The organism is Geomonas silvestris (assembly GCF_014193515.1).
Lineage (GTDB): Bacteria > Desulfobacterota > Desulfuromonadia > Geobacterales > Geobacteraceae > Geomonas > Geomonas silvestris.
This window is the reverse complement of the sequence record NZ_BLXX01000002.1, coordinates 312,392-338,693: the sequence shown is the minus strand read 5'-3', so window position 1 is coordinate 338,693 and position 26,302 is coordinate 312,392. Positions and strand designations below refer to the sequence as shown.

The following is a 26,302-nucleotide window of genomic DNA, read 5'->3' as shown; positions in this document are numbered from 1 at the left end:
GCTGCTGATCTGGGGGTCGGGCGAGTCGCCGTCCGCGTCCCCTCTGTTCTTACCTATTCGGATGCCATAGGCAAATATGAAGAAAATTTTTCAGCGGGCGCTTCGTGCGCAGGATCGGCCGGTTAGCCGCCCGGGGGCGCCCTGCGGCGACCGAGGAGGGGGCGTTTCCGGGGGCGGTGCAAAAAATTGACAGAAACCGTGGCCAAAGCAAGTCATTTTATTGACATTGCCGAAAGAAGCCGCTATAGTTTGCGGGCGCTTCAATTTGTATCGGTGCCCATGCCGGGCAACTTTAACCAAATTCGGGGAAACAATGGAAACACCGAGAATTCTCATTGCGGATGACGACAAGAAGACCCGCGATTTCGTGGCGGCCTTCCTGAGTTACAAGGGTTACCAGGTATTCCAGGCCTTCGACGGCCAGGATGCCCTGCAGAAGGTCGAGTTGAGCGACGTGCAGATGGTGATCACCGACATCATGATGCCTCGGGTCAACGGCCTTGAGTTCATCAAACAGCTGAAGTCGATCCGTCCTGAGATCGTAACCATTGCCTACAGCGCCTTTGCCAACCACGAGATGACCGCCAACCTTCTCAAGGCCGGCGCCTTTTTCTACCTGGAAAAGCCCTTCAACCTCGAGGAGCTGGAAACCCACGTAAAACGCGGGCTCGAGCACCAGGCTCTGCAGAGCAAGAGTTTTCGGTCCAAACCGTGCATAAAGAACCGGGCACTCCTAAACAACATCATCGGGGAGAGCGAAAAGATGCTCTCCCTCTTCGAGCTGATCGAGAAGGTGGCCAGCTCCGACTCCACCGTGCTGATCCAGGGGGAGTCGGGAACCGGCAAGGAACTGGTGGCCCGCGCCATCCACGACCTTTCCAACCGCAACAACAAGAACTTCGTGGCGGTGAACTGCGCCGCCATCCCCGACGAGCTTTTGGAAAGCGAGCTCTTCGGTCACGTGAAGGGCTCCTTCACCGGCGCCGTGGCGACCCGCATCGGCCGCTTCGAGATGGCCGACAAGGGGACCCTGTTCCTGGACGAGATCGGGGACATGAAGGCGAACCTGCAGGTGAAGCTCTTGCGCGTCCTGCAAAACCGTGAGCTGGAGCCGGTGGGTGCCACGCGCAGCAAGAAGGTCGACGTCCGGATTATCGCGGCGACCAACCAGAACCTGGATCAGATGGTGATCTCGAAGCAGTTTCGCGAGGACCTCTACTACCGGCTTTCGGTGATCCCCATCGTCCTTCCCCCCTTGCGCGAGCGGGAAGCCGACATCGCCCTGCTGCTCAACAACTTCCTGGAGAAGTTCAACCGCTCCAAGCAGCGCAAGGTGCAGGGGTTCGACAAGCAGGTGATGGACATCCTGACCAACTACGAGTGGCCGGGGAACGTGCGCGAGCTGGAGAACCTGGTCGAGCGCCTGGTGATCATCAAGGGGTCCGGGACCCTGAACGTCTCGGATCTCCCCGAGAAGTACCGCGGCGGCAGGACGAGTCCGGCCCGCACCGAGCAGGTGACCCTCCCCGAGGACGGCTTCTGCCTCAACAGTGCCGTGGAGGAGTTTGAAAACAGGCTGATCCTGCAGGCTCTGGAGAAAAGCGGCGGCAACAAGAAGGAGGCCGCGGAACTCCTCAACCTGAAGCGGACCACCCTGATCGAGAAGTTGAAGAAGAAAAAGCTGGTGTATGGAGAACAATTTTCCCCGTGACAAGGTAGGGCGTTATGTCGGTTAATCCGGTTGCGACAGGGCAGTGGTCAGAAGTTCCCAAGAAAACGGGCGAGCCGGGTAGCAGCAACGCCCTGAACACCTTTGCAGAAATCCTCTCCGGCAGGAGCAATGCCGCGGGGGAGGAAGCAGTTACTCCGAGTACCGCGGCCGAAGTCCTTCGCCTGAAGATGCTGAGCGCCGCGCTCAACCTGGGTAGCGAACAGGCCGCCCCCCCCGACACCCAGTCCACGGCAGTCCAGGGGCTGCTCAACAAATTCCTCGAACAACTCCCCAAAGGCGCAAACGGCACCGGCAGTACCGCCAGCTCCGCCGGCGCAGCCGGCAACGCCGGCAACGTCTTCGGCGACTACGCCGACGCCGTCGCCCCGCTTTCCAGCGAGGCAGCCCGGCAAAACGAAGACCTCGGGCCGAACCCGTCCATCGCGGCGATCATCGACAAGGCCTCGCGTCGCTACGGCGTCGATGCCGGCCTGATCCGCGCCGTCATCAAGCAGGAGAGCAATTTCAACCCGCGGGCCGTCTCCTCCGCCGGCGCCCAGGGGCTCATGCAGCTCATGCCCTCCACCGCCCGGGGTCTCGGTGTCACTGATTCCTTCGATCCCGAGCAGAACGTGATGGCCGGCACCCGGTTCCTGAAGGACATGCTGCAGCGCTACGGTAACGTCGACGAGGCACTCGCCGCCTACAACTGGGGTCCGGGCAACGTGGACCGGCGCGGCCTCACCGCGCTCCCCCGCGAAACCCGCGACTACCTCGCCAAGGTGAAAGGGTACTACACCCAGTATGTCGGATAACCCCACCGTTCTACGTTAAAACCCACTGGCTGGTGAAGGTTTAAACCTAGAACATAGAACATAGAACGTGCTTTAGTAAAAACACAAATGGCCGGAGGCACCCATGCCCCCGGCCATTGCTCTTCTCTAAACCTTCCCCGCCGCTATTCCCTGACGTAGATGTCCTGGTCGGAGCGGTCCACCATGGTCATCACCCGCATGTACTCGTCCTCGATCATGTCGTAGTGCCCTTGGGTCTCCTTGATCACCGTCTCGAAGACCCGGCGCACCAGCGGGTCCACGATGTCCTTCAGCATGAGGCTGTACAGCTCCACGCAGGCTTTCTCCTCCTGCAGCGCAATCTCCAACGCCTTCTGTTCGTGGGTGTCCTCCGCGATCGCCTTTTCCAGCGCCTGGTGGGTTGCCGAGAGCTTGTCCATGGGGCCGTTAAGCAGGGTCGGGAGGTCCCCCAGGTCCTTCCCGCGGTAGTGCTCGAAGAAGGCCTTGAGATGGGCGACCTCCTCGTTGGCCAGCAGGTCGAAGACCTTCTTGGAACGTTCGTCCTTGGTGATCGAGCCGGCCTTACGGTAGAAATCCATGCTCTCCTTTTCCGTCTTGATCGCGAGCTTCAATGCCTCCTGCAGGGTGTATTCCTTGACCATGATTGCACCTCCGTCGGCTGGCTGAACTGACCTTCGCGTGAATTATACCTAATGCCCTAAGCCGGTCAATCGTCGAAATAATAATTAAGATGTCCGATGCAGAATTCTAACCGGCAGGCGGCGGTCCTTGCTTTTCGGCGCAACTGCCTAAAAGCCGTGAGGTTAAGCAGAGCTAGCCAGATACCTGATTGGGGCGCGATCGCCCCGTCGGCACCGCTTGCCTCATGAAGAAACAAAAGGGAAGCAAAAAACGAGGGGGGGCTGAGGAGGGAGCGGGGAGGCGAAACGAGAGGGTGTCGCGGGAACATCTGAAAGGGAATTGGCAGGGAAGAGGTGCCCAGGTTTTCCGGCTGAGCCGCCCGGGCTGCGTCAGGGCGGCGACCACGGGAGGCGGAAGAGCTTCCGCGCGTTGCGGCTGGTCGCCTGGGCGAGTTCCTCCAGGCTCACCCCCCGCCACGCCGCCACGCGCCGGGCGGTTTCCAGCAGGTATTCCGGTCGGTTTGCCGTGCCGCGGTAGGGCTCCGGTGCGAGGTCCGGGGCGTCGGTCTCCAGCAGCAGGCGCTCCAGCGGCACCGCCTGCGCAACCGCCGGGGGGCGCTGCGCGTTACGGTAGGTCACGGTGCCGGCGAGGGAGATGTACAGGTTGAGCCGCACACACTCGCGAACCAGTTCCGGGCTCCCCGAAAAGGCGTGCATCACGCCACCCGCCGTGGCGACCCCTTCTTCGCGGGCGATCTCCAGCAGGTCCGCGAAGGCCTTGCGGCAGTGCAGCAGCACCGGGAGCTGGGCCCGAACCGCGAGGCGCAACTGGGCCCGGAAGGCTTCACGCTGACAGTCGCGGGAGGGGGAGGCAATCTGGTAGTCGAGTCCGATCTCGCCGATGGCGCGGGCCTGAGGCGCAAGGGCAGCGAGGGTGTCGAGGAGTTCACCGCTCACCAGGTCGGCATGCATCGGATGTACGCCGAAGGCGGGATGGATCTCGGGGGAGAGTTTCGAGAGTTCGGCGATCCGGGGCCAGCTGGCGGGGTGCACACCGGGGACCAAAAAGCCGGTGACACCGGCTGTGCGGGCACCGGCCAGGGTGCCGGGAAGGTCGTCGCTCAGGCTCGGGGCATCGAGATGACAGTGGCTGTCGAAGAACATGGGGTTACAGGTTGAGCCCGGGGTGTTCCTTGAGCTCCTTGATGATCTCGACCTGGCGCTTGAAGATGAACTGCGAGATGCTGACCTCGCTGGCGCGGTCGAGTTCCACCTCGAACACCAGGCGGGTCCCGCTGGTCATGGGGACCACCTTGAGGAGCGAGGCGGGAAATGCGATGCTTCCCGCGGGGAGACCGACGGTGAGTTCGCCCTGTTCGCTGAGTTCGATACCAGGGTCCTGGTCCACCTGTATCGAGACGCCGGTGAGGGAGATGTCCAGCAGGTGCCCACTGGTGCTGGTTTCCTCGGTCCGGAAGGTGACGCGGATCAACTCGATGAGTGCGACCCGGACCGACATCCTGCGGTCTGCCCGAATGGTGGCATAGGAGAAGCCGGAGAGCACGATGCGCGACTTTTCGATGTTCACGTAGTTGACGGTTGCGATCACCGGGCGCTTGAAGTGGTCGCTTTTCAAGACGGTGACCTTCTCGAGCGAGATCGCCACCGCCTGGATCTGGTGCACCAGAAACTCCACCGAGGTCTCCTCGACGGTCAGCACGTCGGCGGAGTAGCTGACCGGGATCTCCCGGTAGTAGTTGACCAGTTTCAGATCGTTGACCAGGCGCCCTGCGCGGATTTCCGCCAGGCAGGAGAGGATCTCCTGCTGGTCCGCTTCGGGGCCGGCCAACTCGATTTTCTGATAGGTATCATTCATTCGGTCACCCAAAAAAACTTATTGCCCTTTTGCACTTATCCATGCAAATATAGGAACTTACTTGCCAACCCGGCGAAGATACCCTCTTCGCCTTTATTTTGTCCAGCGTTTTGTTAAGGAGCTTTCAGTCCATGTTGTACAACGAGCAGGAAATCGCCAAGCGGCGCACCTTCGCCATCATCAGCCACCCGGATGCCGGTAAGACCACCATAACCGAGAAACTGCTCCTCTTCGGTGGGGCGATCCAGCAGGCCGGCGAGGTCCGGGCCCGCAAATCCTCCCGCCATGCGACCAGCGACTGGATGGAGATGGAAAAACAGCGTGGCATCTCGGTCACCTCGTCGGTTATGAAGTTCAGCTACCGCGACTACGAGGTGAACCTGCTCGACACGCCGGGGCACAACGACTTCTCCGAAGATACCTACCGGACCCTGACCGCCGTCGATTCCGTCCTCATGGTGATCGACTCGGTGAAAGGGGTGGAGAGCCAGACCAAGAAGCTCCTCGAGGTCTGCCGGCTGCGCCACACGCCGATCATGACCTTCATCAACAAGCTGGACCGGGAAGGGCGCGAACCGCTCGACCTGTTGGATGATATCGAAAGCACGCTGAAAATCCAGTGCGCTCCCATGACGTGGCCGATCGGCATGGGCAAGCGCTTCCGCGGCACCTACCACCTCTACACCAAGGAGATCACCTTCTACGATCCGGAGGCCGATCACGGGGTAGGCGAGGTGGTTACCGTCAAGGGGCTCGACGACCCGCGCCTGGACGAGCTTCTGGGGAGCCAGGTAGACGAGCTGCGCAACGACGTGGAACTCCTGGAAGGGGCGGCGCATCCCTTCGATCTCGAGGAATACCTGGCCGGCCGCCAGACCCCGGTCTTCTTCGGTTCCGCCATCAACACCTTCGGCGTTCAGCAGCTTCTGGACTCCTTCGTCCAGCACGCCCCGGGGCCCATGCCGCGCGAGACCCTCACCCGCACCGTCTCCCCGTTCGAGGAGGCCTTTACCGGCTTCGCCTTCAAGATCCAGGCGAACATGGACCCGGCGCACCGCGACCGCATCGCCTTCTTCCGGATCTGCTCCGGGAAGTTCGTGCGCGGCATGAAGGTGAGACACCTGAGGCTGGGGCGCGAAGTGCAGATCGCCAATGCCACCATCTTCATGGCCCAGGACCGCACCAACGTGGACGAGGCCTACGCCGGCGACATCATCGGCATTCACAACCACGGCACCATCAAGATCGGCGATACCTTCACCCAGGGCGAGGATCTCAAGTACACCGGGATCCCGAACTTCGCGCCGGAGCACTTCCGCAAGGTGCGCATCCTGAACCCGATGAAGTCGAAGGCGCTGGAGAAGGGGCTGGTGCAGCTCGCCGAGGAGGGAACCACCCAGGTCTTCAGGCCGCTCATGGGCGCCGACTGGATCGTGGGGGCGGTCGGCATGCTGCAGTTCGACGTGGTCATGCACCGCCTCGAGCACGAGTACGGCGTGCAGTCGGTGTACGAGCCGGTCTCCTACGTGACCGCACGCTGGGTCACCGGCGACAAGAAGCGCCTGGAGGAGTTCCAGAGGAAAGAGGCGATGAGCCTCTACACCGACGGCGAAGGGAACCTCGCCTACCTGGCCGGAAGCCAGTGGCGTCTGGACAATACTATGGAGAATTGGAAGGATCTCGTCTTCCACGCGACCCGTGAGCACAGCTGAGAAAAGCATAGCCCATGAGCCGGCCGGGCAGGGCATGACGGCTGGAGCGCTCCTGGTAGTGGCCGCCGGGGTCCTCTGGGGGACGACGGGGACCACCCAGGCGCTGGCGCCCGCGGGCGTCACGCCGACCAGTATCGGCGCACTGCGACTCGTGGTGGGGGGCGGGGCGCTTTTGCTCCTGACCCTGCTGCGCGGCGGTTTCGGCACCGGCCGCTGGCCGGTATTCGGCACCCTGCTCGCAGGGGCCTGTGTCGCCTCTTACCAACTCTGCTTCTTCTGGGCCGTACAGCGCACCGGGGTAGCGGTAGGGACCCTGGTGGGGATCGGCAGCTCGCCGGTCATCGCCGGGGTACTCGGCTTTGTCTTCCGTGGCGAGCGTCCCGGGCACCGCTGGATGGTGGCGACCTGCTTTGCGCTTGCGGGGTGTGGTCTGCTGGTAGGTGGCGGCGGCAAGCTGTCGTTGGATCCGGTCGGTGTCTTCTTGGCGCTCGGTGCCGGCGCGAGCTACGCAAGCTACACCATGGCGATCAAGGGGCTCCTGCCGGGGCGCACACCCGACGCCGTCATGGCCGTGGTCTTCTGCATCGGGGCGCTCATCCTCTCCCCGCTGCTGCTCTCCGCGGATCTCACCTGGATGGCCGCGCCGCGCGGCATCGCGCTGGTACTCTACCTCGGCGTGATCGTCACGGCGCTCTCCTACTGGCTTTTCGCCCGCGGGCTACGGAGCGTTCCCGTCGCCACCGCGGTTACCCTCTCCCTTGCCGAACCTCTCACCGCGGCACTTCTGGGGATCGTCGTCCTGGGCGAGCGGCTGAGTCCGCTGGCCCTGTGCGGCATCCCGCTGCTCTTTGCCGGATTGGCAGTCCTGGCGGGCTCTCTGGGCGGCAAAAAGAACTGACAGAAAAGCCTCACCACTAAGCGAAAAGAGGCACACAGAGGAGATGGAAACCCGGTAGGTTTTGCCTTTCCTCTGTGTGCCTCTGTGTCCTCAGTGGTGAGGCTTTGGACTTTTTACCCCTCGTCCCCCAAAAACGCCAGCAACCTTTCCCACGAAGCGTTCAGCACCTGTTCTTCCGGAAGTCCAGCATCCTGCACCAGTTTGATCGCATCGTCGAAGACGCCGATCCCCTGGGCGATGTGGGCGTCCGAGCCGATCAGCACCTGCGTGCCGTACCTGGCGCAGAGCCTCGCCACTTCAAGGCAGTTCTCGCAGCTCCCCTTGCGGCTCACCCCGCCCACCGAGGAGTTGTTGATCTCGAGGGCGGTACCGGTCCGTGCGGCCGCCTGCACCACCTGGTGGTAGTCGGAGGGGAACTCCGGGTTGCCGGGGTGCGAGATGCACTTAACCAGCGGGTTCTCCAGGACGGCAAGTAGGGCCCTGGTATAAACCTCAGAGCTGCGGCCGCAGAAACCGACGGCGTCGTGGATCCCCGCCATGACGAAGTCGAGCTCGGCGAGGACCTCTTCCGTCAGGTCCAGGTCGCCGCGTTCGTTCAGGATGTTCGCCTCGACGCCGCGCAGGATGCGCACCCCTTCGATGTGCCGGGGGACGAAGCGCATGGCCCGGAAATGGTACTCATGCGGTCCGCCGGGGAGGGCAGGGCCGTGGTCGGTCAGCGCGATCGCCTTGAGCCCCTTCCGGGCGGCAGCCTGTGCCAGTTCGTTGATGGTCGAATAGGCGTGGCCTGAGGCGATAGTATGAGTATGCAGATCAGCGTATATTTTCATGGGCTGACTATTTCATAGCACCAGGTAAAAGTCAAGGAAGGGGGGGCGGGCCGAACTGAGGCCCCTGGGACGCGGTCTTCCCCCGCATCCCTCTCCGTTTGACACAAAAAAAGGGGCGTGCCTTGCGGCACACCCCTTTTTCGACAGCTGGTGAAGCTAATTACTTTGCAACGGTTTTTGCCAGTTCCACTGCCAGATCCTTGTAGGGGTTGGCGAAGAGGATGATCAGGCAGATAACCAGGGCGTAGATCGCGAGGGACTCGATCATGGCCAGACCGATCATCATGGTGGTCAGGATTTTGCCGGAAGCGCCCGGGTTACGGGAAACGCCTTCAACGGCGCTTTTAACTGCCAGACCCTGGCCGATGCCGGTGCCCACGGTGCCGAGTGCCATGCCGATGCCTGCTGCGAGAACGCACATAGTGAAAAAGCTCATCTTTACTTCTCCTTTTCTGCGGGGTTTATTTCCTAAATAGTATAGGAAGGGAAAATCATAAAAGCTGTTCTAGGTTCTACGTTAAACCTACAACCCGTGGCATCGGTTCTAAGGTTTTTCAACCTAGAACCTGGAACGTAGAACTTAGAACCGGTTTTAGTGCGCGTGCTCCAGCGAGCCCTGGATGTAGATCATCGCAAGCAGCATGAAGACGAAGGCCTGGATGAAGGAGACCAGGACGCCCATCAGCATCATGGGGAGCGGCACCAGGAACGGGGCGAGGCCGAAGAAGATGATCAGCACCAGCTCGTGGCCGTTCATGTTACCGAAGAGACGCAGGGTGAGCGAAATGACGCGGCTGAAGTGACCGATCACCTCGATGAAGAACATCATCGGGGCGAGCCAGGCGATGGGGCCCAGGAAGTGCTTGATGTAGCCGGCGCCGTGCTCCTTGACACCCACGACGTGGGTAGCCACGAAGACCACGACCGCGCAGGCCGCGGTGGTGTTGATGTTCGCGGTCGGCGGGAAGAAGCCCGGGATCAGGCCAACCAGGTTGGAAACCAGGATGAACAGGGCCAGGGTCGCGATCAGCGGGAAGAAGGGGCGGCCGTGCTCGCCCATGGTCTCGATCAGCATGTTCTCGATGCCGCCCACGACCACTTCCATGAAGTTCTGGGTGCCGGTCGGCACCGACTGCAGGCGCTTGGTGGCCACGATGGAGAGCAGCACCAGGCCGAGCATGATCAGCCAGGTGTAGACGACGGCATCCGCACCAGCTTCGGAAATGCCGAGCGGGTGAAGAATCTCGCGGAAAAACTGAAGGAACAGATAGGGATGAACCATTGCAGCTAGCCTCCTTTACGGGTCGACAGGTATATCGAAAATAGGATTATGTTGATCACCAGGATCGAGAGTCCGATGAGGATGCCGAAGATGTCGGCACCCAGGACCACGATCAAAAGGTACAAAAAGCCCGCCATGATGGCGAGTCGCAAGACGAAGCGCAGGGTGGCGAGCTTGGGCGCCAGACTAGGCGTGAGCGCCAGGACCGATTCCAGCCCTCTTCTCAGCCAGATGAAGTTCGCCGTGGCCAGGAGGCCGCCTGCCAGAAGCGACAAGCCGAACTTCAGCGAGACCAGAAGTGCCGTGAGCACCGCTAACACGGCACTCATGAGCAGGCTTCCCGTGACCAGCTTCGGGAAGAGGTTAGTCTCGTTTATCTTGGTCTGACCCGTCATCGCGCAGTTCTTTTCCCGCAAGAATGAAGATGTTGCGGAAGCCGGCCGCAATGCCGAAAAAGAGAAAGATGAAGAAAAATCCGTGCTTGCCCGCCAGCCAGGTCACCGCCGGCCACTGTTTCCTCAAAAACCAGGCGTCCAACTCGGTCCCGATCCAGACCCCGATCGCGATGGCCACCGCAAACGAGATCCCCATGGTCGAGACCATGCCGAGGGTCTTCAGGAGGCTCTTCTTCTCCTCATCCATCAGACCTCCTCGCTCTTCATGTATACGCCCAACGGCAGAAACTTAGGCTAAATAGCATGGTAACACTGCGAATGTCAATCAATTTCCGACCATTAGAGCAAAAAGTGTATACCGCTGGCGCGAATGCTCCGGTACCATCGCCTCCTGGCGAGTCCAGGCCGGAGGTGGTTCCCATCTTCATTTTGCGCCTCGAACCGGGGGGCCGGCAAGGGGGACAATTCTTTGCGCAGCTTCATTGCGGCACCCGCAACGCCCAGTACAATATGAGACGGTGATAATTAAATGTAAGGTGCGGCCACTCCGGCTCCTGGTGCGGGGGCAGGACAGCCGGTGCAGGAGCGCGGTGAGGTGGGAGCAGGTAGCGGAAGTTCAGCTGAGGGGCCGCAGCAACGGCACGGGGAGGTTCCCATGGCGGAAAGGTTGGGTGAGATGTTGCTCCAGGAAGGCACCCTGACCGCGACGCAGCTCGAGGAGGCGCTGAGTGCCCAGTCGATCTACGGCGGCAGGATCGGTACCAACCTCCTTGAGATGGGGCTGGTAAGCGAGGAGGAACTGGGGCGCCTTTTGAACCAGAAGCTCGGCGTGCCGTGCGTGACTGCGGCAAGCCTCGAGTCGGTCCCCGCGTCGGTGATCGAGGCCCTTCCGGCGGAACTCGCCCGGCGCTTCCGCGTGGTGCCCGTGGCCCAGGAGGGGAGAAAGCTTTCGGTGGCCATGGCCGACCCCGCCGATTTTCATGCCGTCGAGGAACTCGGCTTTGCCACCGGATTGGTCATCGTTCCGCGCGTCTGCCCGGAGTTGCGTCTGTCGGTCGCCCTCGAGCACTACTACGGCATCAAGCGTGCCCTGCGCTACATCCCGATGCCCGAAGGTGCCAGAACCACGGCGACCCGGAAAACCCTGGCGTCACTGGCCGGAACCGGTCCAGCTCCCGGAGCCTCCCCGGTTGCGCAACGCGCTGTAGTGCCCCCGGGTAACGGGGATGACCAGCTCCAGTCCGATTCCGGCGCAGTGCAAGGGGAAGCCGGGCCGGTTTTGGCCGGGAAGAACGCTTTCCTGGACGGGGGAGCGGCGAGCGCGCGCCGGCATGGTATCGAAGCGGTCATGGACGCGCTCTCCCGCAGGTTCGTGGCGGCAACCGGCGAAGTCGACGTGGTCACCGCTCTCATGTCCTACCTCGCCGAGGAGTTCGACCGCGCCGGATTCTTCAGCCTCAAGTGCGGCGCTGCCCAAGGGGTGCAGGCCGTGGCGGATGGGGCGAACGTGAACCAGTTCGGCGGGTGGCTCGCGAACCTCGACCGGGCCGACTTGGTCAAGCAGGTGCTGCTCGAGAAGGAGCCGTACCTCGGGATGCTCCCCGCGGGTGGCACCGAGGAGCGGATCCAGTCTAAAATTGGAGGCAGCGCCGGCTCCCCCGTCTTGCTGCTTCCGCTGGTGGTGGAAGGGACCAGTGTCGCCTTCCTGATGGTGGAAGACGAGCGGGGGCGCCTTGCCCCGGGGCTCTTCGACCTGCGGCGGGTGGTCGCCAAGGCCGAACTCGCCTTCGAGATGCTGGGTCTTAAGAAGAGGATCTGTATTGTATAGCTGCAGGGACGGACCGCAGTTCGCGAGGTGACAGGCTGGATAGGCGGATTACGGGAAGGCCGCAGCACCCCCCCTCTCGACGGGAGAGGGTGAGGTGGGTGAAGCTGCCATCGGCGCTGAACGTGGCGCCTTCCCCCTCACCCTGGCCCTCTCCCGCAAGGGGAGAGGGAACCTAGTCGGACTACTCTGGCAGAATAACGGACGTACTACAAAGAAGGCGGAGCTTCCACCAAGGAAGTTCCGCCTTCTTTTGTTTCGCACGTATCGTCAGGCCGCCGGGGCCGTTCTGCAAAGGTTTCCAGGAATTTTCCAGTCCCTAGCCCCCAGTCCCTGCCTTTCCCCTACAGCGCCTTGAAGCACTTGGCCGCCGCGGCGATGGTCTTCTCGAGGTCCGCCTGGCTGTGGGCCGCACCGACGAAGGCGGTCTCGAACTGCGAGCAGGCGAGGTAGATCCCTTCCTCGAGCATGCCGCGGAAGTAGGTCGCGAAGGCCTTGGTGTCGCACTTCGCAGCGGAATCCCAGTCGTAGACCGGGTCTTTCGAGAAGAAGGCGCAGAACATGGAGCCCACCCGGGTGGAGTAGATCGGGTAACCGGCGTCCTTGGCTGCCTTGGCGATCCCTTCCGCCACGAACTTGGCCTTCTCCTCGAGGCCCTGGTAGAAGCCGGGCGCCTGCAGAAGTTTCAGGGTCTCGATACCGGCGGTCATGGCCAGCGGGTTGCCGGACAGGGTGCCGGCCTGGTAGACGCCGCCTGCCGGGGAGAGGTGCTTCATGATCTCCTTCTTGCCGCCGAAGGCCCCGACCGGAAGTCCCCCGCCGATGATCTTGCCGAGGGTGGTCAGGTCGGCTTTCACGCCGTACACCTCCTGCGCCCCGCCGTAGGCCACGCGGAAGCCGCACATCACCTCGTCGAAGATAAGCACGATCCCTTCCTGGGTGCAGAGTTCGCGCAGCCCCTCGAGGAACCCGGGATTCGGGGGGACGGTCCCCATGTTGCCGGCGATCGGCTCCACGATGACGCAGGCGACCTGGTCCTTGTTGGCGGCCACCAGTTCGCGCACCGATTCCACACTGTTATACACGGCGGTCAGGGTGTGCTTGGCGAAGTCGGCGGGAACACCCGGGGAGTCGGGTACCCCGAAGGTGGCGAGGCCCGAGCCGGCCTTTACCAGCAAGGAGTCGGAGTGGCCGTGGTAGCAGCCGGAGAACTTGAGGATCTTGTCGCGGCCGGTGTAGCCGCGGGCGAGCCGGATGGCGCTCATGGTCGCCTCGGTGCCGGAGCTTACCATGCGCACCATCTCGATGGACGGGTAGGCCTTGGTCACCATCTCGGCCAGGGTGATCTCGAGTTCGGTCGGGGCGCCGAAGCTGCAGCCGTTGTCCACGGCAGCCTTCACGGCGGCGGCCACGGTCGGGTGGCAGTGCCCCAGGATCGCCGGACCCCAGGAGCCGACGTAATCGATGAACTCGTTGCCGTCCTCGTCGTAAATCTTGCTGCCCGCGGCCTTCTTGATGAAGAGCGGATCGGAACCAACGGATCTGAAGGCGCGTACCGGGCTGTTCACGCCACCGGGGATGGTCTTCAGGGCTTTCTGGAAAAGCTGGGTCGAGCGGCTGTTTTTCATGGGGGAACACTCCTAACTCGCTAATTATGTTTGGTTTATCAGTAGCTTTGGTAGCATAGCAGCGCGCTTTATGTCAAGGAATAAGCGCGCGGGAGAAGAAACGGACCAAAGGACCGGCGCGGCGCGTCCCGGGACCTCGCTCCGGCTTGGTCGGTCGGGGCGGCTGTGCGGCAGCGGAAGTAACGGTTGTTAGCGAAGACTCATGATGCAACTGGCGGAGTTAGCGCCGATCTGGAAAAGAGAACAGAAAAACAACGGCTTGGAACTCCGTATACGTGCTCCAAATAGTAACGTCGTTTTGCTGATTTCGGGGGTCTCCAGAGGCAGAAGTTCGCAAAAGAATTGAAATATTTTCTGCTTGACAAAGAGCAAGGAATGAAATAATTTTTAAGCGCTTTTTGTATACAGTATACTTGCGTCGGGATCTCGTCGGGAAAAAAACGACGGGGAAAAAGGGAACTGCAGGGCAGGAATCGACGCAGTATACGCTATTTAGAGAAACGGTTGCAACAAAAAACAATGCAGGAGTACGGGAGGATAGGGATGCTTGGTGCGTATCTGCCAATCTTGGTGCTGGTAGTCATAGCGGTCTTGTTCGGCCTGGGGTCGGTGATCTTCTCATCGCTCATCGGGCAGAAAAAACCGTCTAAGGTCAAACTCCAACCGTACGAGTGCGGCTGCGATCCGGTGGGCAGCGCCCGCGAGCGCTTCTCCGTCAAGTTCTACCTGATTGCGATGCTCTTCATCCTGTTCGACATCGAGGCCGTCTTCATGTACCCCTGGGCCGTGCTCTTCAAGAAGCTCGGCGTCTTCGGCCTCATCGAGATGGGCATCTTCATCGTCATCCTCTTCGTAGGCTACGTATACGTTTGGAAAAAAGGAGCACTGGAATGGGAGTAGATAATCCGCTCGGCGATAACATCATCACGACTTCCCTGGACAGTCTGGTTAACTGGGCCCGGAAGTCCTCCATCTGGCCGATGACCTTCGGTCTGGCCTGCTGCGCCATCGAGATGATGGCGACCGGTGCCGCCAAGCACGACCTCGACCGCTTCGGCATCATCTTCCGCGCCTCCCCGCGCCAGGCCGACTGCATCATCATCGCCGGCACGGTCACCAAGAAGATGCTTCCGGTGATCCAGACCGTGTACGAGCAGATGCCCGAACCGAAGTGGGTGGTCGCCATGGGCGCCTGCGCCTGCTCCGGCGGCATCTTCGATACCTACTCGGTAGTACAGGGGATCGACGAGGCCCTCCCGGTCGACGTCTACATCCCGGGCTGCCCGCCGCGCCCCGAGGCGCTGCTCTACGGCCTGATGAAGCTGCAGGACAAGATCATGAAGGAGAAGAACTCCTTCGGTTCCTCCATCGGTATGGGCGAAAGGCTCGAGCCGGCTGCGTAATCCACTACGACCAAAGGGAAAGGTATGGCTGATATGGCAGAAAACAATCGCGCTGTAGTGAAGCTCCAAGAGCGTTTCGCGGACTCCGTCCTCGAGTCGAAGGAATTCCGTGGCGAGACGACGGTGGTCGTGAAAAAGGAGAAGATCCTGGAAGTCCTCAAGTGCCTGAAACAGGACCTGGGCTACAACTTCCTCACCGACGTGACCGCGGTCGACTACCTGGGCCAGGAACCCCGCTTCATGGTGGTTTACCACCTCTACTCCATCCCCAACAAGGAGCGGATCAGGATCAAGGCACCGGTCACCGAGTCCGACTGCACCATCGACAGCGCCTGCGCGCTCTGGAAGACCGCCGACTGGCTCGAGCGCGAGGTCTACGACCTGATGGGGATTCGGTTCAACAACCACCCCAACATGGTGCGCATCCTGATGACCGACGACTGGGTCGGGCACCCGCTCAGGAAGGACTACCCCCTCCAGGGACCGGACCGCGAGCCCTACAAGGGCCGCCTGTCCTAACTCGTGAACCCAAGGATTTCAAACTCCGAACTTATAGAGGCGATCAATGGCTAGCACCGAGATAATGACACTGAACATGGGGCCCCAGCACCCCAGTACCCACGGCGTTTTGCGGCTCATCGTCGAGCTGGACGGCGAGGTGATCCAGAAGATCACCCCCCACATCGGCTACCTGCACCGCGGTGTGGAGAAGCTCTCCGAGCACAGGACCTACCACCAGACCATCCCGCTCACCGACCGCCTGGACTACCTGGCCCCGATGAGCAACAACCTGGGCTACATCCTGGCCGTCGAGAAGCTTTTGGAGATCGAGGTTCCCGAGCGCGCCCAGGTGGCCCGCGTCATCATGAACGAGATGACCCGCCTCAAAAGCCACCTGGTCTGGATCGCCTGCCACGCGCTCGATATCGGTGCCATGACCGTCTTCATCTACGCCTTCCGCGAGCGCGAGAAGGTTATGGAGCTCTACGAGAACGTCTCCGGCGCCCGCATGACCTCCAACTTCTTCCGGGTGGGCGGGCTCTCCCGCGAACTCCCCGAGGACTTCGAGGCGAAGTGCCAGGAGATCGTGGACACCTTCCCGGGGCACTTCGACACCTACGAGGGGCTTTTGACCAAGAACACCATCTGGGTGCAGCGTACCGTGGGTAACGGGGTGATCTCCGCCGAGGACGCCATCGACTACGGCATCACCGGCCCGGCCCTCAGGGGCTCCGGCGTCGACATCGACCTCAGGCGCGACCAGCCTTACTGCGGCTACGAGAACTACGACTTCAAGGTGCCGGTCGGCGAGAACTGCGACACCTTCGACCGCTACCAGGTGCGCCTCATCGAGATGCGCGAGTCGGTGAAGATCATCACCCAGGCCCTGAAGAAGTTGAAGCCCGGCCCGATCCTGGCCGACGCGCCGCAGGTCTGCTACCCGCCGAAAGAGAGCGTCTACAACTCCATCGAGGGGCTCATCCACCACTTCAAGATCGCTTCGGAAGGCTTCCCGGTCCCCGAGGGCGAGGTGTACCAGGGGGTCGAGGCGCCCAAAGGGGAGCTCGGCTTCTACATCGTCTCCGACGGCGGCACCAAGCCGCGCCGCATGAGGATCCGGCCCCCCTCATTCGTCAACCTCTCCGCCATCGAGAAGATGGCCAAGGGGAGCATGCTGCCGGACCTGGTGGCCATCATCGGAACCCTCGACATCGTGCTTGGTGAAATCGACCGGTAACTGACACTAAGAATCAAAGGAGATGGGGTACATGTCCAACGCTCCAGCCGCAGAAGAGCTTCAGACCGAAGAAGAAATCGACCTCACCGAAGCCAACGAGGTCATCGATAAATACCTGACGCTGCCCGGCAACCTGATGCCGGTCCTCCAGGGGATCCAGGAGGCCTACGGCTACGTCCCCAAACCGGCCATCGCCCTGGTCGCCGAGAGGCTGAACGCGTACCCGGCCCAGATCTACGGCGTGTTGACCTTCTACGCGCAGTTCCACCTGAAGCCGCGCGGCCGGTTCATCATCAGGGTCTGCGTGGGTACCGCCTGCCACGTCCAGGGTGCCGAGCGCATCACGGAAACCTTCTTCGACAGGCTGAAGATCGGCCACGCCGAGACCACCGCGGACCTGCGCTACACCTTCGAGAAGGTCGCCTGCCTGGGCGCCTGCGGCATGGCACCGCTCGCCATGGTCAACGACGACACCTTCGGCAAGATGACCGTCCAGAAGGTGGACGAGATCATCAACACCTACAACGCACGGCCGATGAAGTAGCCCGGATAATTCACCAGCAGGGGAACCTTTCATGAGTGAAGCAAGCGACCAAATCAAGATTCTTATCTGTCAGGGTACCGGCGGCATCTCTGCCGGCGCGAAGCAGGTCGAAAACGAGTTCACCAGGCTGATCGCCGAATTGGGCGTCAACGCCCAGGTGGGCAAGCGCTGCGACGTGATCAAGACCGGTTGCCGCGGCCTGTGCGCCAACGACGTTCTGGTCGACGTCATCACCCCGGAGCTCGGCCGGATCACCTACGACTTCGTGCAGCCCGAGGACGTCGAGAACATCCTCAAGGAACACATCGTCGCCCAGACCCCGATCGAGAAGAAGAAGGCCAAGGCCTACTACAACACCTTCGTCGACCAGCAGATGCGCGTAGTCATGACCGGCTGCGGCCAGATCGATCCCGAGAAGATCGACGCCTTCCTCGAAGAGGACGGCTTCAAGGCGATCGAGAAGTGCGTCAAGGAGATGAACCCGGCGCAGGTCATCGACGAGGTGAAGAAGTCGGGACTCCGCGGCCGCGGGGGCGGGGGCTTCCCGACCGGCATGAAGTGGAGCTTCTGCGCGGCTTCGCCCGGCCACCACAAGTACCTGATCTGCAACGCCGACGAGGGCGACCCGGGCGCGTTCATGGACCGCTCCATCCTGGAAGGGGACCCGTACTGCGTCATCGAGGGGATGATGATCGCGGCCTACGCCATCGGCTGCACCCACGGTTACGTGTACGTGCGCGCCGAGTACCCGCTGGCCATCGAGCGCCTCCAGAGGGCACTCGATACCTGCTACGAGAAGGGGTACCTGGGCAAGAACATCAGGGGCTGGGGTTTCGACTTCGACATGAGGATCAAGAAGGGCGCCGGCGCCTTCGTCTGCGGCGAAGAGACCGCACTCATGGCCTCCATCGAGGGCGAGCGCGGCATGCCGCGTCCCCGTCCGCCGTTCCCGGCGGTGAAGGGCCTCTGGGGTCACCCGACCAACATCAACAACGTCGAGACCTTCGCAAACGTACGCCACATCATCAACAAGGGCTCCGAGTGGTACGCGTCGCTTGGTACCGAGACCACCAAGGGGACCAAGATCTTCGCGGTCACCGGCAAGGTGAAGCACACCGGTCTCGTCGAGGTCCCGGCCGGCATGACGGTGCGCGACGTTATCTACCAGGTCTGCGGCGGCATCGCCAACAACCGGAAGTTCAAGGCGGTCCAGGCCGGCGGTCCTTCCGGCGGCTGCATCCCGGCCGAGGTGCTCGACACCCCGGTCGACTACGACTCGCTCATCAAGGCGGGCGCCATGATGGGCTCCGGCGGTCTGGTCGTCATGGACGAGACCACCTGCATGGTCGACGTGGCCCGCTTCTTCCTCAGCTTCACCCGCATGGAATCCTGCGGCAAGTGCGTCCCCTGCCGCGTGGGCCTGAAGGCCATGTTGGACATCCTCGAGCGCATCACCGAGGGGAGGGGCGAGATGAAGGACATCGACACCCTGCTCGACATGGGCGCCACCATCAAGAAGGCCTCCCTGTGCGGCCTCGGGCAGACCGCTCCCAACCCGATCCTCTCCACGGTCAAGTACTTCCGCCACGAGTACGAGGCGCACATCACCGAAAAGCGCTGCCCCTCCAACTCCTGCAAGGAGCTCCTGCTTTGGAGAGTGGTCCCCGAGAAATGCGTGAAGTGCGGCGCCTGCCTCAAGGCCTGCCCGTCCGACGCCATCGTCTGGGAGAAGGGGCAGGTAGCGACCCTGGTGCAGGAGAAGTGCACCAAGTGCAAATCCTGCTACGACGCCTGCCGCTTCATGGCCATCGAGTAAAACCCGTTCTATGTTCTAGGTTCTAAGTTCTAGGTTGGTGGTTCGGCCGAGACTGAGAAGGTTTGGAACGTAGAACATAGAACCTAGAACTGAGCGTTTAGAACTTGTTCTGATTCCCACGGAGACTGAGGTCGAGATGGTAAATCTTACAGTAGACAACAAGCAGGTAACGGTACCCAAGGACGCGACCATTTACGACGCCGCCAAGTCGGCGGGGATCAAGATCCCCATCCTGTGCCACGACAAGAAGCTGCACCCGTTCGGCGGCTGCCGCATGTGCCTCGTCGAGGTGGAGCAGATGAAGGGGAGGCTGATCCCGGCCTGCACCACCCCGGTCACCGAGGGGATGATCGTCAGGACCTCCAACGACGAGATCGTCAAGGCGAGGAAGCTGGTGCTGGAACTTCTGCTCCTCAAGCACCCGATCGACTGCCCGGTGTGCGACGCGGCGGGCGACTGCGACCTGCAGAACCTCACCTACGAGTACAAGGTCAACTGCAACCAGTTCGTGGACGAGAAGTTCAACCACGAGATCGACTACGTGAACCCGATCATCGAGCGCGACATGAACCGCTGCATCCTGTGCGGCAAGTGCGCTCGCATCTGCGACGAGATCGTAAGCTACGGCGCCTACTCGGTCATCAACCGCGGCCTCGAGGCGAAGATCGGCACCGAGTTCGATGGCCCCCTGAACTGCGAGTTCTGCGGCTCCTGCGTCTCGGTCTGCCCGGTCGGCGCGCTGATCTCCCGCCCCTTCAAGTTCCAGGCGCGCTGGTGGGCGCTCTCCAAGACGAAGACCGTCTGCTCCTACTGCGGTACCGGCTGCCAGCTCACCCTGGGGTGCAAGGACAACAAGGTCTTGACCACCGTCTACGACGAGGACCAGGGCTTCCACAACGGCCAGCTCTGCCACCGCGGCCGCTTCGCCTACCAGTTCGTCAACTCCGACAAAAGGCTCACCACCCCGCTCATCCGTAAAAACGGAAAGCTGGTCGAGTCGAGCTGGGACGAGGCGCTTGCCCTGGTGACCGAGCGTCTCACCCAGGCCAAGGCCGCCCCGGCCTCGCTTGCGGCACTCTCCACCGCCCACCTCACCAACGAGGAGCTCTTCCTGTTCGAGAAGCTCTTCCGTGGCACCCTGGGAACCGACAACATCGACCACTCGGCCGGCTTCGCCCACGCGGCACTGACCGAGGGGCTCAAGGCCTCCTTCGGCACCGTGGCCTCCCCTTCCGAGATCCTGGACATCCAGAAGAGCAACCTGCTCCTGGTGATCAAAACCGACGCCTACGAGACCCACCCGGTCATCGGCTTCGAGATCAACCTGGGCGTGAAGCGCAAAGGGGTGGACCTGAGGATCGTCTCGGACAAGCGCGGCAAACTCGGCAAACTGCCGGGCGCCCAGACCACCGTGCACACCCCGGGGAGCGAACTCCTGCTGCTGAACGCGCTCGCCAAGGTGATCATCGACGCGGGCCTTGCCGACGCGGCAGCACCGGGTCTCTCCGAACTGAAGGCAGCCCTTGCCGAGGTCTCGCTCGAGAAGGCGGCCGCCGCAACCGGCGTCTCCGCCGACGAGATCGCCAAGCTCGCCAAGGACTACGCAGCCGCCGAGAAGGCGCTCATCCTGCTCCCGATCGGTCTGGGCTACCCGGGCCACAACGCGGCGCTGGCCGAGGCCTGCGCGAACCTCGCCATCCTGACCGGCAAGTACGGCAAGGAAGGTACGGGCCTCTTGGTCATGGGCGAGAAGAACAACAGCCAGGGTGCCGCCGACTTGGGGATCCACCCGAAAGCAAGCGGGCTCAACGGCAGCGCCATCATCGACGCCTGCATAAGCGGCCAGGTGAAGACCCTGTTCGTGGCCGGCGAGAACCCGGTGGTCTCCTACCCGAACCGCGCCAAGGTGGAGAAGGCGCTCGAAGCGGTGGACTTCCTGGTGGTGGCGGACCTCTTCCTCACCGAGACGGCCCAGCTTGCCGACGTGGTGCTCCCGGCGGTCTCCTTCGCCGAGAAGTCCGGTACCTTCACCAGCGTGGGGAGAAAGCTCCAGCAGGTGAAGCAGGCCGTTAAGCCGGTCGGCCTCGCCAAGAGCGACTTCGAGATCCTGAACACCCTGAACGCCGCCCTGGGCGGGCAGAAGTACTTAAACCAGAGCGAGCTCTTCGCCGAGATCGCCGCGAACGTCCCGGCCTACGCGGGGCTTTCCCAGGCGGCCTTGGGCGACGAAGGGAAACTCCTCCCGGTTGCCCCCTCCGCCAAGCTGGTTCCGGTGGCGGCACAGGCCGCAGCGCCGGTTGCCGGCAAACTGGCCCTGGTCACCGGCAGCGCGCTCTACCACTCCGGCACCATGTCCCGCTTCGGCGAGGGGCCGATGCTGGTCTGCCCCAACGCCTACGCCGAGCTCTCCGCGGCCGACGCCAAGGTCCTGAAGATCGAGGACGGCGACGCCATCACCGTGAAGAGCGACACCGGGTCGGTGAGCGTCACCGCCAAGGTCGGCTACCGCCTGCCCCAGGGTGTCGTGTTCGCCCCCTACCACTTCGGCGAGGGGAGCATCAACGCGGTCACCGACGGCAAAGCGGTAACCTGGGTCACCGTCGGGAAATAGAAATAACGGGTCAGGGTTGAGGAGCTCGCAAGGCCTCAACCCTACCTTTAACCTGGTTCGTTAATTTCACACTAGAGGGGAAGACTATCAGATGGATACGCTAATCTTAGGACTGCCGGTCGCGTACTATATAGCCATGGTTGCCAAGGTGCTCGTAGCCTTTGTCTTTGTCCTGCTGACCGTGGCCTACGCCACTTACGCGGAGAGGAAGATCATCGGTCACATGCAGGTGCGCCTGGGACCCATGCGGACGGGCTGGCATGGTCTTTTGCAGCCGATCGCCGACGGGGTGAAGCTCTTCTTCAAGGAAGAGATCATTCCGGACCAGGCGAGCAAGTTCGCCTTCCTGTTAGCCCCCCTGGTGGCGCTCATCCCGGCCTTCATCTCCTTCGCCGTCATCCCCTTCGGCGGCACGATCGAGGTATTCGGCTACAAGGTGCCGCTGCAGATCGCGGCCTACTACGACCAGGCCGGCGCCCAGGTCTTCGACATCAACGTCGGCGTCCTCTACATCCTGGCCATGGCATCCCTGGGTGTCTACGGCGTGGTCCTGGCGGGGTGGTCTTCCAACTCGAAATACTCGCTCTTAGGCGGCCTGCGCTCCGCGGCACAGATGATCTCCTACGAGCTCTCCGCGGGCCTCGCGATCATCGCGGTCTTCATGCTCTCCGGCAGCCTCTCGCTGCACCAGATCGTAGCGGCCCAGGCCGACGGCGCCTGGTACGTCTTCAAGCAGCCGATCGCCTTCGTGATCTTCTTCATCTGCTCGCTGGCCGAGATCAACCGTACCCCGTTCGACCTCCCCGAGGCCGAGACGGAGCTCGTTTCCGGCTTCATCACCGAGTACTCCTCCATGAAGTACGCGATGTTCTTCATGGCTGAATACGCCAACATGGTAACGGTCTGCGCGGTCACCACCACCCTGTTCCTGGGCGGCTGGCACGGCCCGGCGTTCCTCCCCGGCTGGTTCTGGTTCGTGGCCAAGGTCTACTTCCTGATCTTTGTCTGCATGTGGATCCGCGCCACCTACCCGCGTTACCGCTACGACCAGCTCATGCACCTGGGCTGGAAGGTGTTCCTCCCGATCACCCTCCTGAACATCGTGGGAACCGGCATCTGGATCGCAGTCACGCAGTTCTAGAAGAAGCTTCATAAGCGCACTACTTACTTTAAGGCGAGGTACCGCACAATGATAATGCCGCTCTTAAAAGGTCTTCAGATAACTTTCAGCCACATGTTCAAAAAACCGGTCACCCTGCAGTACCCGACCGAGCGGCCGGCGATCAAGCCCAACTTCCGCGGCCTGCACGTCCTGAACGTGTCGCACGACCGCGCCAAGTGCGTGGCCTGCTACCTCTGCCCCACCGTCTGCCCGGCCAAGTGCATCACGGTCGAGGCGGGCGAGGACGCCAAGCACGACAAGTTCGCAGCCAAGTACGAGATCGACATGCTGCGCTGCATCTTCTGCGGGTACTGCGTCGAGGCCTGCCCGGTGGACGCGATCCGCATGAGCGAAACCTTCGAACTGGCCAACTACACCAGGGCCGACTTCACCTTTACCAAAGAGCGACTCTTAGAAAAGAAATAAAGGAGCAGCAATGGAATCGATCTTCTTCTTCGTCGTGGCTGCGGTAGCCGTAATTTGCAGTCTCCTGGTGATCACCTGCAAGAACCCGATCAACAGCGCGCTGTCGCTGGTGATGACCTTCTTCTGCCTGGCGACCTTCTACGTCATGCTGGACGCCCCCTTCATGGCGGTAACCCAGGTGATCGTCTACGCCGGCGCCATCATGGTCCTCATCATCTTCGTCATCATGCTCTTAAACGTGAAGGCGGAGACGGTGAAGCCGAACACCCACGCGGTGCTGGCCGGATCGGCAATCGGGATCTTCTCCATGTTCCTGACCGTCTGGTTCCTCCTGAAGGGATCGCTTACCGGCGCCACCGGGAGCATGAGCCCGCAGTCGATCGCCAAGACCGGGCACATCGAGATCATCGGCAAGGCGCTCTTCACCGACTTCCTCTTGCCCTTCGAGGTGACCTCGATCCTGCTGTTGGTGGCTATCATCGGTGCCGTCATCCTGGCCAAAAAGAGAATCTAACTACCGCATTTGAGGGGTGTTGACATGCTAGCCTTAGAAAACTACCTGGTACTTTCGGCAATTCTCTTCTCCATCGGCACCATCGGCGTGCTGACCAGGAGAAACGCCATCGTCATCTTCATGTGCGTCGAGATGATGCTGAACGCAGTCAACCTGACCCTGGTCGCCTTCTCGCGCTACCTGGGGAACATCGACGGCCAGGTCTTCGTCTTCTTCATCATGACGGTGGCGGCCGCCGAGGCGGCTGTGGGCCTCGCGCTGATGATCGCCTTCTACAAGAACCGCGAGTCCATCGACGTCGAAGACATCAACGTGATGAAGCTGTAAGAGTCGAAGCGAACCCTACGCATTTTCAGATCAGAACTTCAGAATAAAGGAGTCAGGGATGTTTGATTTAGTATGGTTGATCCCACTGTGCCCTCTCATCGGTTCAGTCATCAACGGCCTGTTCGGGAAGAAGATCAAGAACGAAACGGTCATCGGTGGTATCGCAGCCGGCTCGGTTCTCTGCTCGTTCTTCGTGGCCTGTGGCATCCTGATGCAGCTTTTGAGCCTGCCGGGCGAAGAGCGGCACTTCGAGAAGACCATCTTCACCTGGATCCAGTCCGGACAGTTCAAGGCCGACATCGGCTTCTTGATCGATCCGCTCTCCTGCGTGATGCTCATGGTGGTCACCGGGGTTGGTTTCCTGATCCATCTCTACTCCATCGGCTACATGCACGGTGAGGAAGGGTTCTACCGCTACTTCTGCTACCTGAACCTCTTTACCTTCTCCATGCTCTGCCTGGTATCCGGCAACAACCTGCTCCTCATGTTCGTGGGGTGGGAAGGGGTGGGCCTCTGCTCCTACCTCCTGATCGGCTACTACTTCCACAAGAAGAGCGCGGGCGACGCGGGCAAGAAGGCGTTCGTGATGAACAGGGTGGGCGACTTCGGTTTCCTCCTCGGCCTCTTCACCATGTTCTGGTACCTGGGCGGGCAGCACAACGTCTGGACCATCAACTTCCGTGAACTCGCCTCCCACGCCGAGCTGATGCCGGTCGGCGGGGTGACCACCATCATCTGCCTCTGCTTCTTCCTGGGCGCCACCGGCAAGTCGGCCCAGATTCCGCTCTACACCTGGCTCCCGGACGCGATGGAAGGCCCGACCCCGGTTTCCGCCCTGATCCACGCGGCCACCATGGTTACCGCCGGTGTCTACATGATCGGCCGCATGAACTTCATGTTCATCAAGTCCCCGACCGCGCTCCTCGTCGTCGCCTGCGTCGGCGCCGCCACCGCGCTCTTCGCCGCGACCATCGGTACCGCCCAGAACGACATCAAGCGCGTCCTCGCGTACTCGACGGTTTCCCAGCTGGGCTACATGTTCCTGGCGATGGGTGTGGGTGCCTTCGGCGCCGGCATCTTCCACCTGATGACCCACGCCTTCTTCAAGGCCTGCCTGTTCCTTGGTTCCGGCTCGGTCATCCACGCCATGCACCACGCCCTGCACCACGAGCACTCCGACGCGGACCCGCAGGACATGAGAAACATGGGGGGCCTCAAGGCCAAGATGCCCATCACCTTCGCCACCTTCCTGATCGCGACCCTGGCCATCGCCGGTGTCCCCGGTCTGGCCGGCTTCTTCTCCAAGGACGAGATCCTCTGGCAGGCCTTCTCCAACCCGCACCACGGTGAGATGAACATCATCCTGTGGGGCTTCGGCGCCTGCGCCGCGTTCCTGACCGCCTTCTACATGTTCCGCCTGGTCTTCATGACCTTCTTCGGCGAGACCCGGCTTTCCGAGAAAGCCTTCCACCACCTGCACGAGTCTCCCTGGGTCATCACCCTGCCGCTCGTGGTGCTCGCCTGCCTCTCCATCGTGGGCGGCTATGTCGGGATCCCCAAAGTCATCGGCGAAACCCTGGGCGGCATTCCCAACATGTGGGAGCACTACCTGGAGCCGGTGTTTGCCTACTCCACCGAGTACATGAAACATGCAGGCGCCCACGGCGAAGCCCACAGCGTCGCCATGGAGTGGGGCCTCATGGGTGTCTCCGTGATCATCGCCTTCGCCGGTATCGGCCTGGCTGCCGCACTCTACATCGTGAAGCCGACCATTCCGGCCGCCTTCACCAACGCCTTCCCGGCACTGCACCGCGCGGTCTACAACAAGTGGTACATGGACGAGATCTACGACTTCGCCTTCGTGAACCCCTGCAAGGCCCTGGGCAACTTCCTCTGGAAAGGGTTCGACGTGGTCGTGGTCGACGGGTGCGTGAACGGCGTGGCCGCGGTGGTGAAAGGCTTCTCCGGCATGCTGCGCTACGTGCAGACCGGCTTAGTCCACAACTACGCCTTCTCCATGACCCTCGGCGTGGTGGTGATCGTGGCCGCCTACCTGTTCAGCTAATAAGGACTCCTTCCAACCACCCCCCTTTGCGAAGGGGGGCAGGGGGGGATTTAGCCCAGGCCTGAAGCTCGGAATCAGTTGGAAACAGGCAGGGATACCATCCG

At 61.7% G+C, this 26,302-nt stretch carries 26 protein-coding genes; 17 read left to right on the top strand and 9 right to left on the bottom strand.

Annotated features, from left to right (window positions below):
* The first annotated feature begins 313 nt into the window (after window positions 1-313).
* A complete protein-coding gene (locus GMST_RS05090) occupies window positions 314-1,711 on the top strand; it encodes a sigma-54-dependent transcriptional regulator (protein WP_183353550.1) in 1,398 nt (465 codons plus the stop codon).
* Window positions 1,712-1,725: 14 nt separating this feature from the next.
* Window positions 1,726-2,526: a lytic transglycosylase domain-containing protein gene (locus GMST_RS22380; RefSeq protein WP_183353549.1), complete on the top strand. Its 801-nt coding sequence runs from the start codon at window positions 1,726-1,728 to the stop codon at window positions 2,524-2,526.
* A 143-nt stretch (window positions 2,527-2,669) separates the two neighbouring features.
* Here the strand turns inward: GMST_RS22380 and GMST_RS05080 are convergent, their stop codons facing one another.
* The 3 genes from GMST_RS05080 to GMST_RS05070 all read right to left on the bottom strand — a co-directional run bounded on the left by GMST_RS05080 (window position 2,670) and on the right by GMST_RS05070 (window position 5,022).
* Complete coding sequence (locus tag GMST_RS05080) at window positions 2,670-3,167, bottom strand: ferritin-like domain-containing protein (protein WP_183353548.1); 498 nt, start codon at window positions 3,165-3,167, stop codon at window positions 2,670-2,672.
* A gap of 369 nt (window positions 3,168-3,536) precedes the next feature.
* Window positions 3,537-4,310 (bottom strand): TatD family hydrolase, encoded by a 774-nt coding sequence (locus GMST_RS05075; RefSeq protein WP_183353547.1) that lies wholly within the window; start codon window positions 4,308-4,310, stop codon window positions 3,537-3,539.
* 4 nt (window positions 4,311-4,314) lie between these two features.
* Window positions 4,315-5,022, bottom strand: coding sequence for a PilZ domain-containing protein (locus tag GMST_RS05070; RefSeq protein ID WP_183353546.1), 708 nt, complete (start codon window positions 5,020-5,022; stop codon window positions 4,315-4,317).
* Between the two features lie 131 nt (window positions 5,023-5,153).
* Here GMST_RS05070 and GMST_RS05065 point away from each other — a divergent pair, with 131 nt between their 5' ends.
* Complete coding sequence (locus GMST_RS05065; RefSeq protein ID WP_183353545.1) at window positions 5,154-6,734, top strand: peptide chain release factor 3; 1,581 nt, start codon at window positions 5,154-5,156, stop codon at window positions 6,732-6,734.
* A gap of 34 nt (window positions 6,735-6,768) precedes the next feature.
* Entirely contained in the window at window positions 6,769-7,632 is an 864-nt protein-coding gene (locus GMST_RS05060; protein WP_183353544.1) for a DMT family transporter, read from the top strand.
* Window positions 7,633-7,745: 113 nt separating this feature from the next.
* Here the strand turns inward: GMST_RS05060 and GMST_RS05055 are convergent, their stop codons facing one another.
* The 5 genes from GMST_RS05055 to GMST_RS05035 form a co-directional block, all read right to left on the bottom strand.
* Window positions 7,746-8,462, bottom strand: coding sequence for a phosphatase (locus GMST_RS05055; RefSeq protein WP_183353543.1), 717 nt, complete (start codon window positions 8,460-8,462; stop codon window positions 7,746-7,748).
* 160 nt (window positions 8,463-8,622) lie between these two features.
* Window positions 8,623-8,898, bottom strand: coding sequence for an ATP synthase F0 subunit C (atpE, locus tag GMST_RS05050; RefSeq protein ID WP_183353542.1), 276 nt, complete (start codon window positions 8,896-8,898; stop codon window positions 8,623-8,625).
* Window positions 8,899-9,054: 156 nt separating this feature from the next.
* Entirely contained in the window at window positions 9,055-9,744 is a 690-nt protein-coding gene (gene atpB / locus GMST_RS05045) for a F0F1 ATP synthase subunit A (RefSeq protein ID WP_183353541.1), read from the bottom strand.
* Window positions 9,745-9,749: 5 nt separating this feature from the next.
* The gene (locus GMST_RS05040; RefSeq protein ID WP_183353540.1) at window positions 9,750-10,139 is read right to left on the bottom strand and encodes an ATP synthase subunit I; all 390 of its coding nucleotides are present in this window, start codon (window positions 10,137-10,139) and stop codon (window positions 9,750-9,752) included.
* The gene (locus GMST_RS05035; RefSeq protein WP_183353539.1) at window positions 10,108-10,386 is read right to left on the bottom strand and encodes an AtpZ/AtpI family protein; all 279 of its coding nucleotides are present in this window, start codon (window positions 10,384-10,386) and stop codon (window positions 10,108-10,110) included. The genes GMST_RS05040 and GMST_RS05035 overlap by 32 nt, the downstream gene beginning before the upstream one ends.
* A 408-nt stretch (window positions 10,387-10,794) precedes the next feature.
* Here GMST_RS05035 and GMST_RS05030 point away from each other — a divergent pair, with 408 nt between their 5' ends.
* Window positions 10,795-11,967 carry a GspE/PulE/PilB domain-containing protein gene (locus GMST_RS05030; protein WP_183353538.1) on the top strand — a complete coding sequence of 391 codons (1,173 nt, stop codon included), beginning with the start codon at window positions 10,795-10,797 and terminating at the stop codon, window positions 11,965-11,967.
* A 341-nt stretch (window positions 11,968-12,308) separates the two neighbouring features.
* On the opposite strand, the gene hemL is transcribed toward GMST_RS05030, so the two are convergent.
* Window positions 12,309-13,592 (bottom strand): glutamate-1-semialdehyde 2,1-aminomutase, encoded by a 1,284-nt coding sequence (gene hemL / locus GMST_RS05025; protein ID WP_183353537.1) that lies wholly within the window; start codon window positions 13,590-13,592, stop codon window positions 12,309-12,311.
* Window positions 13,593-14,135: 543 nt separating this feature from the next.
* On the opposite strand from hemL, the gene GMST_RS05020 reads away from it, so the two are divergent.
* The 12 genes from GMST_RS05020 to nuoL all read left to right on the top strand — a co-directional run bounded on the left by GMST_RS05020 (window position 14,136) and on the right by nuoL (window position 26,198).
* Window positions 14,136-14,492, top strand: coding sequence for an NADH-quinone oxidoreductase subunit A (locus GMST_RS05020; RefSeq protein ID WP_183353536.1), 357 nt, complete (start codon window positions 14,136-14,138; stop codon window positions 14,490-14,492).
* Window positions 14,483-14,995, top strand: a complete 513-nt coding sequence (locus GMST_RS05015) for an NADH-quinone oxidoreductase subunit B (RefSeq protein ID WP_183353535.1) — start codon at window positions 14,483-14,485, stop codon at window positions 14,993-14,995. The genes GMST_RS05020 and GMST_RS05015 overlap by 10 nt, the downstream gene beginning before the upstream one ends.
* 33 nt (window positions 14,996-15,028) lie before the next feature.
* Entirely contained in the window at window positions 15,029-15,514 is a 486-nt protein-coding gene (locus GMST_RS05010) for an NADH-quinone oxidoreductase subunit C (protein WP_183353534.1), read from the top strand.
* 46 nt (window positions 15,515-15,560) lie between these two features.
* Complete coding sequence (gene nuoD / locus GMST_RS05005) at window positions 15,561-16,733, top strand: NADH dehydrogenase (quinone) subunit D (RefSeq protein WP_183353533.1); 1,173 nt, start codon at window positions 15,561-15,563, stop codon at window positions 16,731-16,733.
* A 31-nt stretch (window positions 16,734-16,764) separates the two neighbouring features.
* Window positions 16,765-17,277 (top strand): NADH-quinone oxidoreductase subunit NuoE family protein, encoded by a 513-nt coding sequence (locus tag GMST_RS05000; protein WP_183353532.1) that lies wholly within the window; start codon window positions 16,765-16,767, stop codon window positions 17,275-17,277.
* A 31-nt stretch (window positions 17,278-17,308) separates the two neighbouring features.
* Window positions 17,309-19,093, top strand: a complete 1,785-nt coding sequence (nuoF, locus tag GMST_RS04995; protein ID WP_183353531.1) for an NADH-quinone oxidoreductase subunit NuoF — start codon at window positions 17,309-17,311, stop codon at window positions 19,091-19,093.
* A 136-nt stretch (window positions 19,094-19,229) separates the two neighbouring features.
* Window positions 19,230-21,704: a molybdopterin-dependent oxidoreductase gene (locus GMST_RS04990; protein WP_183353530.1), complete on the top strand. Its 2,475-nt coding sequence runs from the start codon at window positions 19,230-19,232 to the stop codon at window positions 21,702-21,704.
* Between the two features lie 91 nt (window positions 21,705-21,795).
* The gene (nuoH, locus tag GMST_RS04985) at window positions 21,796-22,845 is read left to right on the top strand and encodes an NADH-quinone oxidoreductase subunit NuoH (RefSeq protein WP_183353529.1); all 1,050 of its coding nucleotides are present in this window, start codon (window positions 21,796-21,798) and stop codon (window positions 22,843-22,845) included.
* A gap of 48 nt (window positions 22,846-22,893) precedes the next feature.
* Window positions 22,894-23,292 (top strand): NADH-quinone oxidoreductase subunit NuoI, encoded by a 399-nt coding sequence (nuoI, locus tag GMST_RS04980; RefSeq protein WP_183353528.1) that lies wholly within the window; start codon window positions 22,894-22,896, stop codon window positions 23,290-23,292.
* A 10-nt stretch (window positions 23,293-23,302) separates the two neighbouring features.
* Window positions 23,303-23,806, top strand: coding sequence for an NADH-quinone oxidoreductase subunit J family protein (locus tag GMST_RS04975; protein ID WP_183353527.1), 504 nt, complete (start codon window positions 23,303-23,305; stop codon window positions 23,804-23,806).
* A gap of 24 nt (window positions 23,807-23,830) precedes the next feature.
* Window positions 23,831-24,133, top strand: a complete 303-nt coding sequence (nuoK, locus tag GMST_RS04970; RefSeq protein ID WP_183353526.1) for an NADH-quinone oxidoreductase subunit NuoK — start codon at window positions 23,831-23,833, stop codon at window positions 24,131-24,133.
* Window positions 24,134-24,191: 58 nt separating this feature from the next.
* A complete protein-coding gene (nuoL, locus tag GMST_RS04965; protein ID WP_183353525.1) occupies window positions 24,192-26,198 on the top strand; it encodes an NADH-quinone oxidoreductase subunit L in 2,007 nt (668 codons plus the stop codon).
* Window positions 26,199-26,302: the final 104 nt, after the last annotated feature.